This window comes from Hypericibacter sp., from assembly GCF_050729195.1.
GTDB lineage: Bacteria > Pseudomonadota > Alphaproteobacteria > Dongiales > Dongiaceae > Hypericibacter.
In genome coordinates this window covers 1-14,173 of sequence record NZ_JBOHKS010000064.1, presented here as the reverse complement: position 1 = coordinate 14,173, position 14,173 = coordinate 1, and the positions used below count along the sequence as shown (strand labels likewise).

Here is a 14,173-nt window from a genome sequence, read left to right as displayed (position 1 = left end):
GTCATCAACCGCAACGATTTCGATTGCTGGGGCCAGTGCCCGGATATCGACGACACCGCCGGATATAACGAGTACATGAAAAAGTGCCGCGCCTTCGGCAAGGCCATCTGGGACATCACCGGCAAGGGCGTCGACGTCGATTTCGTGTTCGAACATCCGGGCGAGCAGACCTTCCCGGTCTCCTGCTTCGTCGTGAAGCGCGGTGGCATGGTCGTATTCTGCGCCGGCACCACCGGCTACAACATCACCTTCGACGCGCGCTTCGTCTGGATGCGCCAGAAGCGCATCCAGGGCAGCCATTTCGCCAATCTGCTGCAGGCGGCCCAGGCCAACCAGCTCGTGATCGAGCGGCGCATCGATCCCTGCATGTCGGAGGTCTTCTCCTGGCATGACATTCCGCGCGCCCACACCAAGATGTGGAAGAACCAGCACAAGCCCGGCAACATGGCCGTGCTGGTCCAGGCCAAGCGCCCGGGCCTGCGCACGCTCGAGGATGCGATCGAGGCGTAGACACGCCAACGGGCCAGTCTAGAGTCACATCGCTGAATCCTCTCTCGTCATCCCGGCGAAGGCCGGGATCCATGGAGGGCGCGGATAGAACAAGCCTCACCGTCGGAGACTCCACCTTGCTCCTTCCCGATCTCACCGAAACCTGCCGGCTCGCGCTGGCGCCGGCCGAGCGGCTGGTGGAGGAGGCGCGCCTCGCGCTCGCCACCGATCTGGCGCCGGCGGGCCGTGTCGATGCGGCGGCGCTCGACCGCGCGCAATATGCCGCCCACGGCTTCGCCTGGTATGCGACCTATGCCGAGGCGCTGCGCCAGGCGCTGGCCTGGGCGGAGCGGCTCGAGGACAGCGACCGGCTGGGCGAACGCGAGGCGCTGATCCTGCAGATCGGCTTCGGCGAATATCTGGCGCAGATGACCGGTGGCATCGCGATCTCGCAGGGCGAAGTGGTGCGGCCCCAGGATCTGGGACTGCCCGACGCCGCGACGGCGCTCGCTTCCGAGTTCGCCGTCGACAGCCTGCTCCGCGCCAACCGTGCGAGTTTGCGCGAGCGATTGGCCGAGCTCATCGCCGATCATGATTTCGGCGAAACGGCGCTCGACGACGAGATCCTCGCCATGACGCGCGACCAGTTCCGGCGCGTCGCCGAGGATCATCGCGAGGATGCGCATCGCTGGCATCTGAAGGACGAGCTGATCCCGCTGACGGTCGTCGACGAGCTCGCGAATCTCGGCGTGTTCGGCCTCACCATCCCCGAGGAATTCGGCGGATCGGGCCTGGGCAAGCTCGCCATGTGCATCGTCACCGAGGAGCTCTCCCGCGGCTACATCGGGCTGGGCTCGCTCGGCACCCGTTCGGAGATCGCGGCCGAGCTGATCCGTCTCGGCGGCACCGAGGCGCAGAAGCAGAAATGGCTGCCGAAGCTGGCCTCGGGCGAGATCCTGCCCACCGCCGTCTTCACCGAGCCCGGCACCGGCTCCGATCTGGGCTCGCTCAAGACGCGCGCGGTCAAGGAAGGCGACCAGTACCGCATCACCGGCAACAAGACCTGGATCACCCATGCCGCGCGCTCGGACCTGATGACGCTGCTGGCGCGCACCGACCCCAACAGCCCCGATTGGCGCGGGCTCTCGATGTTCCTCGCCGAGAAGCCGCGCGGCACGGATCTCGAACCTTTCCCCGCCGACGGCATGACCGGCGGCGAGATCCCGGTGCTGGGTTATCGCGGCATGAAGGAATATGAGCTGGGCTTCGATCGCTTCGCGGTCAAAACCGAGAACCTCCTCGGCGGCGTCGAGGGCCAGGGGTTCAAGCAGCTCATGGCGACCTTCGAATCCGCCCGCGTCCAGACCGCGGCGCGCGCGGTCGGCGTGGCGCAATGCGCGATGGAGCTGGGGCTCGATTATGCCAAAGGCCGCATCCAGTTCGGCAAGCCGATCCTGGAGTTCCCGCGCGTCGCCACCAAGCTCGCCTGGATGGCGGTCGAGACCATGTTCGCGCGCCAGCTCACCTGGTATGCCGCGCGCCAGAAGGACAGCGACCGGCGCTGCGACATCGAGGCCGGCATGGCGAAGCTGCTCGCCGCGCGCGTCGCCTGGGGCAATGCCGACAACGCGCTGCAGATCCATGGCGGCAACGGCTATGCCCAGGAATATGCGATCAGCCGCGTGCTCTGCGATGCGCGCATCCTCAACATCTTCGAGGGTGCGGCCGAGATCCAGGCCCAGGTGATCGCGCGCGGGCTGCTCAGCGGCCGGAACTAGAACAGCCCGCGCGAAGACGAAGCCTCGCTCTCACCGCGACTTGGCGCAGACCAGATTGGGCTCCGGCGCCAGGTCCGTCTGGCAGCGCTGGATCGTGCCCGTGGTCGTGTCGATCACCCAGAGCTCGGCCAGTTGCGGCTCACCGTCGATCTCATGCGAGGCGATGCGATAGCGCTGCTTGCCTTCCTCGCCCTTGCCCCACATTTCGCTTTCGGTCTTGCAGGCGGCTTTCGTCGCCGTGCAGGCCGAGACCGCGCCGCTGGTGGTGTCGAGGCTCCAGAGGATGCTGTCCCTCGCCTTGGCGCTTGCGTCCGCAACCCGTGCGCGATCCTCCACCACCTCGAAGCGCCCGAGCATGCCGGCCTGCGCCGGCAAGGCCGCCAGAACGCCGAGCGCCATCAACAAGGCCATCGAAATCTTGTTCATAAAACACACTCCTAAAAGTTGTATAAAACTAATAATAATCTATCATAGATTATTCGCAATGCAAGCCCCTCGCCGGCGGAGCGGCTTTGCGCGCCCGATCGCATCGATTGCCGGAAACGACGGGCCACGGTAGGAATCGGACCGCCCGGGATCGGCCCGGCTCAGGCAGACCCCGATGCCAACCCCCATCGATTTCTACTTCTCGATCGACAGCCGCTATTCCTATTTGGCGGCGACGCAGATACCGCTGATCGAGCGCGAGTTCGGCGCGCAGTTCCGCTGGCACCCGCTGGGGCTGTCGGCCCTGCTCACGGCGCGCGGTGCCACGCCCTTCAGCAGCGGCCTGCGCGTGTCCGGTCAGTATGAGCATGACTATCGCGACATCGACACCGGCCGCTGGGCATCGTTCTACGGCGTCAAGATCGTCACGCCGGATTGGAGCAAGGGCGACTGGACCCGCATCAATCGCGCGGCCGTGTCGGCGGCGGTTGCCGGATGCTGCCCCGCCTTCGTGACGGCGCTCTATGACGCGATCATGGTGCAAGGTCCCGTTCCCGGAGACGATGCCGCGATCGCCCGCATCGCCGACAAGGCCGGCCTCGACGGCGCGCGCATCGCCGCCGGCATCGACGCGCCCGCGACCGACAGGCTCCACAGCGACACGATCGAGGCCGCGCGCCAGGCCGGGGTCTTCGGCGTGCCGAGCTTCGTCGTCGAGGGCCAGATGTTCTGGGGCAACGACCGGATCCTGCTGCTGAAGCATTTTCTGAAGCAGCGGAAGCGCTGAGCGCCACGACCTCCGGCCCGCGAAACGCCCCTGCTTTCTCCCTCGCCGCCAGCCCGATCGCGTCCTATATTCCGCCCATGCGTGGATTTCTCTTCGTCCTTCTCCTGATCGCGATGTTCGGCACGCTGGCGGTGCTGTTCGTCGGGCTGTTCGCCATGGCGCGCGGCGGCGATTTCAACAAGCGCCACGGCAACAAGCTCATGCGCCTGCGGGTGATGATGCAGGGTCTCGCGATCCTGATCTTCTTCGCCCTGATGCTGGCGATGCGCGACTGACGTAAGAGGACCATGGTCAAGCTCACGCGCATCTACACCAAGGGCGGCGACAAGGGCGAGACCTCGCTGGGCTCGGGCGCCCGCGTCGCCAAGCATGACCGGCGCGTCGAGGCCTATGGCACGGTTGACGAGGCCAACGCCACGATCGGGCTGGCGCGGCTCCATACCAAGGGCAAGACCGACCAGATGCTGGAGCGGATCCAGAACGATTTGTTCGATCTGGGCGCCGATCTCTGCGTGCCGGAGGAGAAGCGGCCTGGTGAGGACAAGAGGGGCAAAGGCAAGAGCAGCGCCGGCGCCTTGCGCATCGACGCGGCCCAGACCCTGCGGCTCGAGCGCGAGATCGACGCCATGAACTCCCATCTGGCGCCGCTCAACTCCTTCATCCTGCCGGGCGGGAGTGCCGCTTCCGCCTATCTCCATCTCGCCCGCACCGTGGTCCGGCGCGCCGAGCGGGTCATGACGGCCCTGGCCGAGGCCGAGGCCGTCAATCCGGAAGCGGTGCGCTATATCAACCGGCTCTCCGACCATCTCTTCGTGCTGGCGCGCTGGCTCAACCGCAAGGGCAAGGCCGACCTTCTCTGGGTGCCCGGCGCCAACCGCTAGCCGGGCCCGGGGCTCAGACCCCGGAAATCGCCTGGAAAAGCTGGCCCGGCGGGCCGTTTTGACGCGGGCCCGAGCGACAGAAAGTTGCGGCCGGGCGCGTTGACAGGCTCATACCCTGTCCTTATTGTGCGCTGCGAAATAAAGCGGGGTCGGCCTCGCGGGGCAGCTCGGGGGCGCCGCGGCCGGCCTTTTTCAACAGACAAATTCGGAGCCAGATCCAGAGATGAAGGTACTGGTCGCGGTCAAGCGCGTGATCGACGCCAATGTGAAGGTGCGGGTGAAGGCCGATGGCACCGGGGTCGAGACGGCCAATGTGAAGATGGCCATGAATCCCTTCTGCGAGATCGCCGTCGAAGAGGCGGTGCGCATGAAGGAAGCCGGCACGGCGACCGAGATCGTGGCCGTGGCCTGCGGTCCCGCGAGCTCGCAGGAGACGATCCGCACCGCGCTCGCCATGGGCGCCGACCGCGGCATCCATGTGCAGACCGATGTCGAGCTGCAGCCGCTCGCGGTCGCCAAGCTGCTCAAGGCCGTGATCGAGAAGGAACAGCCGCGCATCGTCATCCTCGGCAAGCAGGCGATCGACGACGATTCCAACCAGACCGGCCAGATGCTGGCGGGCCTCTTGGGCTGGCCGCAGGGCACCTTCGCCTCCAAGCTGACGATCGAAGGCGACAAGCTGCGGGTGAAGCGCGAGGTCGATGGCGGCCTTGAGACCGAGATCGTGACTCTGCCGACGATCGTGACGACCGATCTGCGGCTCAACGAGCCGCGCTACGCCTCGCTGCCCAACATCATGAAGGCGAAGAAGAAGCCGATCGAGGCGGTGACGCCGGAAGCGCTGGGCGTCGATCCCTCGCCGCGCCTCAAGACCCTCAAGGTGGTCGAGCCGGTCAAGCGCAAATCCGGCGCCAAGGTGAAGTCCGTTGCGGAGCTGGTCGACAAGCTGCGCAACGAGGCCAAAGTCATCTGAGGCGGGGAACAAGACAATGACGATTCTGGTTCTGGCAGAGCATCACGACGGCGCCGTGCGCGACGGTTCGCTCCATGCCATCACCGCCGCGCAGAAGATCGGCGGCGACATCCATGTATTGATCGCGGGTCAGAATGCGAAGCTCGCCGCGGACGCCGCGGCGAAAATCGCCGGCGTCGGCAAGGTGCTGCTGGCCGACGATGCGGTCTATGCCGCCATGCTGGCCGAGAACGTCGCCAAGCTGATCGTCGGCCTGGCGCCGAACTACAGCCATCTGCTGGCGACCGCCACCAGCGTCGGCAAGAACATCATGCCGCGCGTGGCGGCACTCCTCGACGTGGCACAGGTCTCCGAGATCATCTCGGTCGAATCGCCCGACACCTTCGTGCGGCCGATCTATGCCGGCAACGCGCTGGCGACGGTCCAGGCCACCGACAAGATCAAGGTCGTCACCGTCCGCGCGACAGGCTTCGACGCGGCCCCAGCCACCGGCGGCAGCGCCGCCGTCGAGACGGTCGCCTCGGCCGGCGATGCCGGGCTCTCGACCTTCGTGGGCTCCGAGCTCTCCAAGTCCGAGCGCCCCGAACTCACCTCGGCGCGCGTGATCGTCTCGGGCGGTCGCGGCATGCAGTCGGGCGATAATTTCAAGCTGCTCGAGGCGCTCGCCGACAAGCTCAACGCCGCCGTCGGCGCCAGCCGCGCCGCGGTCGATGCCGGCTATGTGCCCAACGACTACCAGGTCGGCCAGACCGGCAAGATCGTGGCGCCTGAACTCTATATCGCGGTCGGCATCTCGGGCGCGATCCAGCATCTCGCCGGCATGAAGGACAGCAAGGTCATCGTCGCCATCAACAAGGACGAGGACGCGCCGATCTTCCAGGTCGCGGATTACGGCCTGGTGGCGGACCTGTTCACGGCCGTGCCGGAGCTGACCGCAGAGCTCAGCAAGTAAGGAACCGCGCCGGCGGCGCGGCCCGTCCGGGGCCGCCCCAAGATGCCGGCGCCGGATGAAGGATGACTAAGAGATGATTCAGAAGATCGGCGTGATCGGCGCCGGGCAGATGGGCAATGGCATCGCCCATGTCTGCGCGCTCAATGGCTTCGACGTCGTGTTGTCCGATATCGAGGCGGGCCAGCTCGAGAAGGCCATGAAGTCGATCGAGCGGAACCTCGAGCGCCAGGTCCACTCCAAGCGCGACGACCATCGCATCACCGACGCGGAGAAGAAGGCCGCCCTGGGGCGCATCCATCCCTTCGTCGGGCTCGACCATTTCGGCGACCGCGATCTGGTGATCGAGGCCGCGACCGAGAAGGAAGAGGTCAAGGTCCAGATCCTCAAGGAGCTGTGCCCGGTCCTGAAGCCCGAGGCGATCGTCGCCACCAACACCTCGTCGATCTCGATCACGCGGCTCGCCGCGGTGACCGACCGGCCGGCCAAGTTCATGGGCATGCATTTCATGAACCCGGTGCCGCTGATGCAGCTGGTCGAGCTGATCCGCGGGCTCGCCACGGACGAAGAGACCTACCGGTCGATCAAGGAGCTGACCGAGAAACTCCACAAGACCGCGGCGCCCGCCGAGGATTTCCCGGCCTTCATCGTCAACCGCATCCTGCTGCCGATGATCAACGAGGCGGTTTACACGCTCTATGAGGGCGTCGGCACCGTCGAGGCGATCGACACCGCCATGAAGCTCGGCGCCAACCACCCGATGGGGCCGCTCGAGCTCGCCGACTTCATCGGCCTCGACACCTGCCTCGCCGTCATGCAGGTGCTCTATGACGGCCTCGCCGACAGCAAATACCGCCCCTGCCCGCTGCTGGTGAAATATGTCGAAGCCGGCTGGATCGGCAAGAAAGCCGGCCGCGGCTTCTACGACTACAGCGGCGAGAAGCCGATCCCGACGCGGTAGGCGGCCACCACTCGTCACCTCATTCCTTTCTTAGCCCCTCCTTTAATCTTTCCTCTCCACCCGCGTAGCGGGGGGAGAGGGCAGGGTGAGGGGGGCCCCGGCCAGGGCGAGTTCGACGATCCGGAGGACGCCCTCCAGATTCGTCATCACATCGTTGTTCCAGAATCGAAGAACGCGATAGCCCTGCTCCTCCAGATAGCGGGTGCGGGCGGCATCCGCGCTGACCGTTTCCGAATGCTGGCCACCATCGAGCTCGACGATCAGGCGGGCCGAGATACAGAGGAAGTCGGCAACATAAGGACCGACGGGAACTTGGCGACGGAACTTGGCACCCGCCAGCTGGCGCGATTTCACGGAATGCCAAAAGCGCCATTCGACGGGCGTCAGGTTGCGGCGAAGCAGCTTGGCGAATTCCCGGCTCATCGGCGTCGCTTCGAGACCCCCCTCACCCTGCCCTCTCCCCCCGCTTCGCGGGTGGAGAGGAAAGAAACAAGGACAGCGCCCGCGCCACCCTCTAAGTCGCGCTGCTCGTCGATCCCGAGGGCTGCCCTCCGGGGGCGTCCTTTTCGATGAAGTAGTGCATCAGGGCCAGCGCCTCGGGGCTGTCCCAGACGGCGGGGCCGACCATGAGGCCGACGATGTTGCCGTTGCGGTCGATCACCATCGAGGTCGGCAGGGCCGGAACCTTCAGCGCATTCGGCAGGGCGTTGGCCTGGTCCAGATAGATGTCGAGATGCTGGATGCCGAGCTGCTGGTAGAAATGGCGCACCGGCGTGATCCCGCCCTCGTCGAGCGAGAGGGCCAGCACCGTGAAATCGGCGCCGCCGAGCTGGGCCTGGAGCCGGTCGATCGAAGGCATCTCTTCGCGGCAGGGCCCGCACCAGGTGGCCCAGAAATTGAGCAGCACCACGCGGCCCTTGAACTGGTCCATCGTCACGGGCTGCTGGTTGGCGTCGAGGAAGCTCGCCCGCGGCACTGGCCGGGGCGGATCGATCAGGGTAAAGTCCGCGAGCGAACCGCCGAGCGGCGGGCCCGCATTCCCGCCCGCGGCGGCGCCCGGCAGCCCGAGCGCGGCCCCCAGCAGGATGAGGCCGCCCGCCGTTCCGGTCAGCAGCCGGCGCCGCTCTCGATCGATCATCTCCACACTTCAACTCCGATGACTGTGAAATCCAACCGCGACACCCCGGCCGCGCCCCGCGGCAACAGCGAGAAGAAAAGCAGCTCCAACACCATGTGGGGCGGCCGCTTCGCTGGCGGGCCGGCCGAGATCATGGAGCGCATCAACGCCTCCATCGATTTCGATCGCCGCCTCTATGCCGAGGACATCGAGGGCTCGCTGGCCCATGCCGCCATGCTGGTCCGCCAGGGCATCGTCCGTCAAGAAGACGGCGCCGCGATCCAAAAGGGTTTGGAGCAAATTCGCCGCGAAATCGAGGCGGGCACCTTCACATTCTCTCGCGCGCTCGAGGACATTCACATGAATGTCGAGGCGCGGCTCAAGGAGATCATCGGCGCGCCCGCGGGCCGGCTCCACACGGCGCGCTCGCGCAACGACCAGATCGCGCTCGATTTCCGCCTCTGGGTACGGCGCGCGGTCGACGGCCTCGAGGTCGAGCTCAAGGATCTGACGGCAGCCCTGCTCGATCTGGCCGAGCCCCATGCCGGCACGATCATGCCGGGCTATACCCATCTGCAGCCGGCCCAGCCTGTGACCTTTGGTCACCATCTGATGGCCTATGTCGAGATGATCCAGCGCGACCGCGGCCGCCTCGTCGATTGCCGCCGGCGCATGAACGAAAATCCATTGGGCGCGGCGGCGCTCGCCGGCACCTCCTTCCCGATCGATCGCGACCAGACCTCGAAGGCGCTCGGCTTCGACCGGCCGATGGCGAACTCGCTCGATGCCGTCTCCGACCGCGACTATGCGCTGGAATATCTGGCGGCGGGCTCGATCCTCGCGGTGCATCTTTCGCGCCTCGCCGAGGAGATCGTGCTCTGGACCTCCGACGGCTTCCGTTTCGTGCGGCTCTCCGACGCCTTCTCCACCGGCAGCTCGATCATGCCGCAGAAGCGCAATCCCGACGCGGCCGAGCTGGTGCGCGGCAAGACCGGACGCATCATCGGCGCGCTCCAGGCGCTGCTGATCATGATGAAGGGCCTGCCCCTCACCTACGGCAAGGACATGCAGGAGGACAAGGAGCCGACCTTCGAGGCGACCGACAGCCTCGCCTTGTGCGTGGCCGCCATGACCGGCATGGTGCGCGACATGACGCCCGATGCCGCCGCCATGGCGCGCGCCACCAGGAACGGCCATCTGACCGCGACCGATCTCGCGGACGGGCTGGTGCGCATGTTGGGCGTGCCCTTCCGCGAGGCGCATGAGATCACCGGGCGCATCGTGCGCCTGGCCGACGAGAAAGGGGCCGCCCTATGGGACCTGCCTCTGTCGGCGCTCCAGAGCGTCGAGCCGCGCATCACGGCCGAGCTGCAGAACGTCCTCAGCGTCGAGAACTCGGTCGCGAGCCGCACCAGCTTCGGCGGCACGGCCCCCGAGACGGTGCGCCAGGCGATCGCGCGCGCCCGGGAGCGCTATCTATGAGCCGCCTTCGCCTCGCCCTGCTGCTGGCCTTGCTGATGGCGCTGGCCTTGCCGCTCGCCGCCTGCGGCAAGAAGGGCCCGCCGGGCCTGCCGCCCGGCCAGACCGATCAATATCCCCGCCAATATCCGAGCCCCAACGAGCTATGAGCGTCTTTGCCTATCGCCAGGGCGAGCTTCACGCCGAGGCACTCCCCGTCTCGCGCCTTGCGGCCCAGGTCGGCACGCCCTTCTTCTGCTATTCGCACGCGGCGCTCGCCAGCGCCTATGACGAGTTTGCCGCCGCCATCGCCGGACTGCCGGCGATGATCTGCTTCGCGCTCAAGGCCAATTCCAATCTCGCGGTGATCGCGACCTTCGCGCAGCGCGGCGCCGGGGCCGACGTGGTCTCCGAAGGCGAGTTGCGCCAGGCACTGGCGGCGGGCGTGCCGGCGCAGAAGATCATTTTCTCCGGCGTCGGCAAGACCGCGTCCGAGATGAAGTTCGCGCTGGAGACCGGGATCCGCCAGATCAATGTCGAATCGTTGCCGGAGCTGCGGCTGCTGGACCAGGTCGCGCGCGGGCTCGGGCGCAGGGCCACCGTCTGCTTGCGCATCAATCCCGACGTCGATGCCCGGACCCATGCCAAGATCTCGACCGGCAAGGCCGAGAACAAGTTCGGCATCGAGCTCGGCCATGTGCAGGCGGCCTATCAGGAAGCCTCCGGCCTCGCCGGCATCGATGTGCGCGGGCTCGCCCTCCATATCGGCTCGCAATTGACCGACCTCGAGCCTTATCGCGCGGCCTTCCGGCGCGTGGCCGAGATCACGGCCGAGCTGCGTGGGCTTGGGCTCACCGTCGACCGGCTCGATCTTGGCGGCGGCATCGGCATCGCCTATCGCGGCGAGACGCCACCCGCGATCGCCGATTATGTCCGCGTGGTGCGCGAGACGGTGGGATCGCTCAAGACCGAGCTCGCCTTCGAGCCCGGCCGCTGGCTGGTCGGCAATGCCGGCATCCTGGTATCGCGCGTGCTGTTCGTGAAGCCCGGCGCCAGCCGCGATTTCGTGATCATCGACGCCGCCATGAACGATCTGATCCGCCCCGCCCTCTATGACGCCTATCACGCGATCCTGCCGGTGACGGAGCCCGCCTCCGACGCGCCGGTGAAGCGCTTCGACGTGGTGGGCCCGATCTGCGAGAGCGGGGACCGGTTCGCCGAGCAGCGGCCCCTGCCCCCGCTCCAGGACGGCGATCTGGTCGCGATCTGCCAGGCCGGGGCCTACAGCGCGGTCATGGCGTCGGGTTACAACAGCCGGCTCGCGGCGCCCGAGATCCTGGTCCATGGCGATGCCTTTGACATCGTGCGGGCGCGGCCCGACTATCAATCCATCCTGGCGCGCGACCATATCCCGGACTGGCTCGGAGCCGGTTCCGGGCGGCCCAGCCAGGCGAAAGGCGCACGCGGCGCCGCGGAATAGCCTCAAAGAACCTCCAGCGTTGGAGCTTCAGGGGCTGGCCGGGCCCCCTCCTGAAGGGGCAACCCTCCCGCGGAATGCCTGGCCCTTCCGGGAATGCCAAGGAGGCGTTGGCGATGGCCGAGCAGGTTGGCTCGACCCCGATGGCAACGAAGGCGATCGAGCGGCGGCTCCGGGCGCGGCTCGGGCCCTGGCTGCTGCTGGCGCGCCTCGGCCTCTTCTGGGAGCGGCTCTGGCCTGCCATCTGGCCGGCGGTCGGTATCGCCGGCCTGTTCCTCGTCCTGGCCCTGCTCGATCTCCCGACCCGCCTGCCGCCCTGGCTCCACGCCCTGCTGCTGGCGGCCTTCGCCGGCGCCATCGGCTTCGCCCTCTGGCGCGGCTTGCGGCGCTTCAGCGTGCCCAGCGAGGCCGAGGCGCGCCGCCGGCTCGAGCTCGACAGCGACCTTTCCCATCGCCCCCTGACGCTGCTGATCGAGCCCCTGGTAGCCGGACTGGGGCAACCCGAGGCCGAGGCGCTCTGGTCGCTGCACCGGACCCGCCTGCTGGCGGCCATCGGCCGGCTGCGGCTGAAGCTGCCGCGCCCCGGATTGGCCGCGCGCGATCCCTGGGGTCTGCGGGTGGCGCTGGGCCTCTTCCTCGTGATCGGGCTGGTCGCGGCCGGGTCCGACAGCCTGACCCGCGTCAAGCAGGCCCTGATCCCGGGATTGACCGCCGGTCCTCCGGCCGAGCCGCCCGGTTATGACATCTGGATCACGCCGCCCGCCTATACCGGCCTGGCGCCGATCCTGCTCTCCTCCTCGACGCCGATGCCGACCGAGAATGCCGCGGCACCCGCGACCGACGGCAGCGCGACCGCGACCGACAACGCCGCAGCACCCAAGCCGCTGGCGATCGCCGAGAACAGCGTCGTGCTGGCCCAGGTCGAGAACAGCCCGCAGCAGCCGAGCCTGGCGCTGGGCGAGGAGACCCGGACGCTCGAGCCGCTGGCGCAGAAGAGCTGGCGCCTCGAGGACGGCCATCTCGTCACCGGCGACCGGCTGGTGCTGAAGATCGGCAATCGCGAGCTGGCGCAATGGCCGATCACCATCATCCCCGACAAGCCGCCGACGGTGGCCTTCACCGCCGACCCGGCCCAGACCGAGCGCGGCGTGCTCAAGCTCAGCTACACCGCCAGCGACGATTACGGCGTCGAGCATGTGACGGCGAAGATCACGCCCCTGGGCGATGCCGCCAGCGCCGCCCCGATCGAGCTCGATCTGCCGGTGCCCGGCAGCGGCCTGCGCCAGACGCGCGCCGAGAGCTATCACGACCTCACCGCCAACCCGCTGGCGGGCAGCCCGGTGATGCTGACGCTCGCCGCGCGCGACGCGACCGACCAGGTCGGCCATAGCGAGACCCGGAATATCACCTTGCCGGAGCGGCCGTTCCATCATCCGGTGGCGCGCGCCATCATCGCGCTCCGCAAGATCCTGGCGCTCGAACCCGACAAGCGGAAGGCCTTGGTCTATGCCTTCGACAAGCTCGGGTCGGACACCGAGGCCTACAACAACGACGTGGTGGTGATGCTGGCGCTCTCCAGCGTCTCGGCGCGGCTGCGCTATGACCGCAATCTCGACAGCGCGCTCCCGAACCTGCTGCAGCTCTTGTGGGACACGGCCTTGCGGATCGAGGAAGGCGAGAGCGCGGTCGCGATGCAGCGCCTGCGCGACGCGCAGGACGCGTTGCAGCGCGCGCTCGATCAGGGGGCCAGCGACGAGGAGCTGGCGAAGCTGGTCGAAGAGCTGCGCCAGGCGATGAACCAGTTCCTCGACGCGCTCATGGAAAAGATGAAGCGCGACCTCGCCGAGGGCAAGAACATGCAGCCGGTCGATCCCGACAAGCTGTCGCTCGGCCGCGACGATCTCGAGCATATGCTCGACCAGGCGCAGCAGATGGCCGAGGCCGGCGCCAAGGACGCGGCGCGCAACATGCTCTCGAAGCTGCGCGAGATGCTGGAGAACCTCCAGGCCGATCCCTTCGCGGGCCAGCCGCAGGAAGGCGAGAACGAGGCGCTGCAGATGATGCAGAAGCTGCAGGGCCTGGCGCAGAAGCAGCAGGAGCTGCTCGACCGCAGCTTCCGTGATCAGCAGCGCGTGGAGCAGGGCGGCTCGCCGCAGGAGATGCAGGGCGCGTCCAACGATCAGGAGGCGTTGCGCCAGGGCCTCGGCGAGGTGATGCGCAGCTTCGGCGACATGACGGGCAATATCCCCGGGTCGCTCGGCAAAGCCGAACGCGCCATGAAGGATGCCGTCGGCGCGCTCGACAACAGCGATCCCGGCGCCGCCAACCAGGCCCAGGCGGAGGCGCTCGATCAGCTCATGCAGAGCCAGCAACAGATGCTGAAGGCGCTGGCGGAACGTTTCGGCAGTCGACCGGGTGCCGCACCCCGCGATCAGCTGCTGAGCCAGCAGCCCGATCCCGGCCAGCGCCAGCAGGAAGGCACCGGCATGATCGACACCGGCGACGTCAAGCTGCCGGAAGCCGCCGATCTCCAGCGCGCGCGCCAGATCCTCGACGAGCTGCGCCGCCGCTCATCGGAACAATTCCGCCCCAAGGTCGAGCGCGACTATCTGCAGCGGCTGCTGGATCGGTTCTGAGAACTCACTCTAATTCTTTCCTCTCCCCCATTTCGTGGGGGAGAGATGCTATGGGGTGGGCGGCGAAGTGATGCACCATTGGTGTTGCAAAACCAACCGATGGAGCGCGTCCCTTGCCAAGAATGAATGACCTGAGCCGATCCCTCACCGCCCTGAACCAGGATAGCACGCTGATTGCGGTTATCGAGATGGGGCTGAAGAGCTGGCTGGTGGGGGCAATTCTGCCCGGTGTTGATCGCCG

Annotated in this window: 15 protein-coding genes; 12 read left to right on the top strand and 3 right to left on the bottom strand. The window is 67.3% G+C overall.

Annotation, left to right across the window (positions count from 1 at the left end):
* Together ACREE8_RS05305 and ACREE8_RS05300 are read left to right on the top strand one after the other, a co-directional pair.
* On the top strand, positions 1-510 hold a 510-nt coding region (locus tag ACREE8_RS05305; RefSeq protein ID WP_431571937.1), incomplete at its 5' end, for a zinc-binding dehydrogenase.
* A 71-nt stretch (positions 511-581) separates the two neighbouring features.
* Positions 582-2,267: an acyl-CoA dehydrogenase family protein gene (locus ACREE8_RS05300; RefSeq protein ID WP_431571936.1), complete on the top strand. Its 1,686-nt coding sequence runs from the start codon at positions 582-584 to the stop codon at positions 2,265-2,267.
* Between the two features lie 30 nt (positions 2,268-2,297).
* On the opposite strand, the gene ACREE8_RS05295 is transcribed toward ACREE8_RS05300, so the two are convergent.
* Positions 2,298-2,693 carry a hypothetical protein gene (locus ACREE8_RS05295; protein WP_431571935.1) on the bottom strand — a complete coding sequence of 132 codons (396 nt, stop codon included), beginning with the start codon at positions 2,691-2,693 and terminating at the stop codon, positions 2,298-2,300.
* Positions 2,694-2,868: 175 nt separating this feature from the next.
* On the opposite strand from ACREE8_RS05295, the gene ACREE8_RS05290 reads away from it, so the two are divergent.
* From ACREE8_RS05290 to ACREE8_RS05265, 6 genes are all read left to right on the top strand, one after another.
* Positions 2,869-3,480 (top strand): 2-hydroxychromene-2-carboxylate isomerase, encoded by a 612-nt coding sequence (locus tag ACREE8_RS05290; RefSeq protein ID WP_431571934.1) that lies wholly within the window; start codon positions 2,869-2,871, stop codon positions 3,478-3,480.
* A 77-nt stretch (positions 3,481-3,557) separates the two neighbouring features.
* Positions 3,558-3,755 (top strand): twin transmembrane helix small protein, encoded by a 198-nt coding sequence (locus ACREE8_RS05285; protein ID WP_431571933.1) that lies wholly within the window; start codon positions 3,558-3,560, stop codon positions 3,753-3,755.
* A 12-nt stretch (positions 3,756-3,767) separates the two neighbouring features.
* A complete protein-coding gene (locus ACREE8_RS05280; protein ID WP_431571932.1) occupies positions 3,768-4,361 on the top strand; it encodes a cob(I)yrinic acid a,c-diamide adenosyltransferase in 594 nt (197 codons plus the stop codon).
* 223 nt (positions 4,362-4,584) lie between these two features.
* Entirely contained in the window at positions 4,585-5,334 is a 750-nt protein-coding gene (locus ACREE8_RS05275) for an electron transfer flavoprotein subunit beta/FixA family protein (RefSeq protein ID WP_431571931.1), read from the top strand.
* A gap of 16 nt (positions 5,335-5,350) precedes the next feature.
* A complete protein-coding gene (locus ACREE8_RS05270; RefSeq protein WP_431571930.1) occupies positions 5,351-6,286 on the top strand; it encodes an electron transfer flavoprotein subunit alpha/FixB family protein in 936 nt (311 codons plus the stop codon).
* Between the two features lie 73 nt (positions 6,287-6,359).
* Positions 6,360-7,244, top strand: a complete 885-nt coding sequence (locus ACREE8_RS05265; RefSeq protein WP_431571929.1) for a 3-hydroxybutyryl-CoA dehydrogenase — start codon at positions 6,360-6,362, stop codon at positions 7,242-7,244.
* A 42-nt stretch (positions 7,245-7,286) separates the two neighbouring features.
* Here ACREE8_RS05265 and ACREE8_RS05260 read toward each other — a convergent pair whose 3' ends face one another.
* Positions 7,287-7,667: an endonuclease domain-containing protein gene (locus tag ACREE8_RS05260; RefSeq protein ID WP_431571928.1), complete on the bottom strand. Its 381-nt coding sequence runs from the start codon at positions 7,665-7,667 to the stop codon at positions 7,287-7,289.
* A gap of 91 nt (positions 7,668-7,758) precedes the next feature.
* Positions 7,759-8,382 (bottom strand): TlpA family protein disulfide reductase, encoded by a 624-nt coding sequence (locus tag ACREE8_RS05255; RefSeq protein WP_431571927.1) that lies wholly within the window; start codon positions 8,380-8,382, stop codon positions 7,759-7,761.
* Between the two features lie 93 nt (positions 8,383-8,475).
* Here ACREE8_RS05255 and argH point away from each other — a divergent pair, with 93 nt between their 5' ends.
* The 4 genes from argH to ACREE8_RS05235 all read left to right on the top strand — a co-directional run bounded on the left by argH (position 8,476) and on the right by ACREE8_RS05235 (position 13,932).
* Entirely contained in the window at positions 8,476-9,843 is a 1,368-nt protein-coding gene (gene argH, locus ACREE8_RS05250; protein ID WP_431571938.1) for an argininosuccinate lyase, read from the top strand.
* Positions 9,840-9,989 carry an LPS translocon maturation chaperone LptM gene (locus ACREE8_RS05245; RefSeq protein ID WP_431571926.1) on the top strand — a complete coding sequence of 50 codons (150 nt, stop codon included), beginning with the start codon at positions 9,840-9,842 and terminating at the stop codon, positions 9,987-9,989. The genes argH and ACREE8_RS05245 overlap by 4 nt, the downstream gene beginning before the upstream one ends.
* Positions 9,986-11,299 carry a diaminopimelate decarboxylase gene (gene lysA / locus ACREE8_RS05240; protein ID WP_431571925.1) on the top strand — a complete coding sequence of 438 codons (1,314 nt, stop codon included), beginning with the start codon at positions 9,986-9,988 and terminating at the stop codon, positions 11,297-11,299. Before ACREE8_RS05245 ends, lysA begins: the two co-directional genes overlap by 4 nt.
* A 113-nt stretch (positions 11,300-11,412) precedes the next feature.
* Positions 11,413-13,932 carry a TIGR02302 family protein gene (locus tag ACREE8_RS05235; protein WP_431571924.1) on the top strand — a complete coding sequence of 840 codons (2,520 nt, stop codon included), beginning with the start codon at positions 11,413-11,415 and terminating at the stop codon, positions 13,930-13,932.
* The last annotated feature ends 241 nt before the right edge of the window (positions 13,933-14,173 follow it).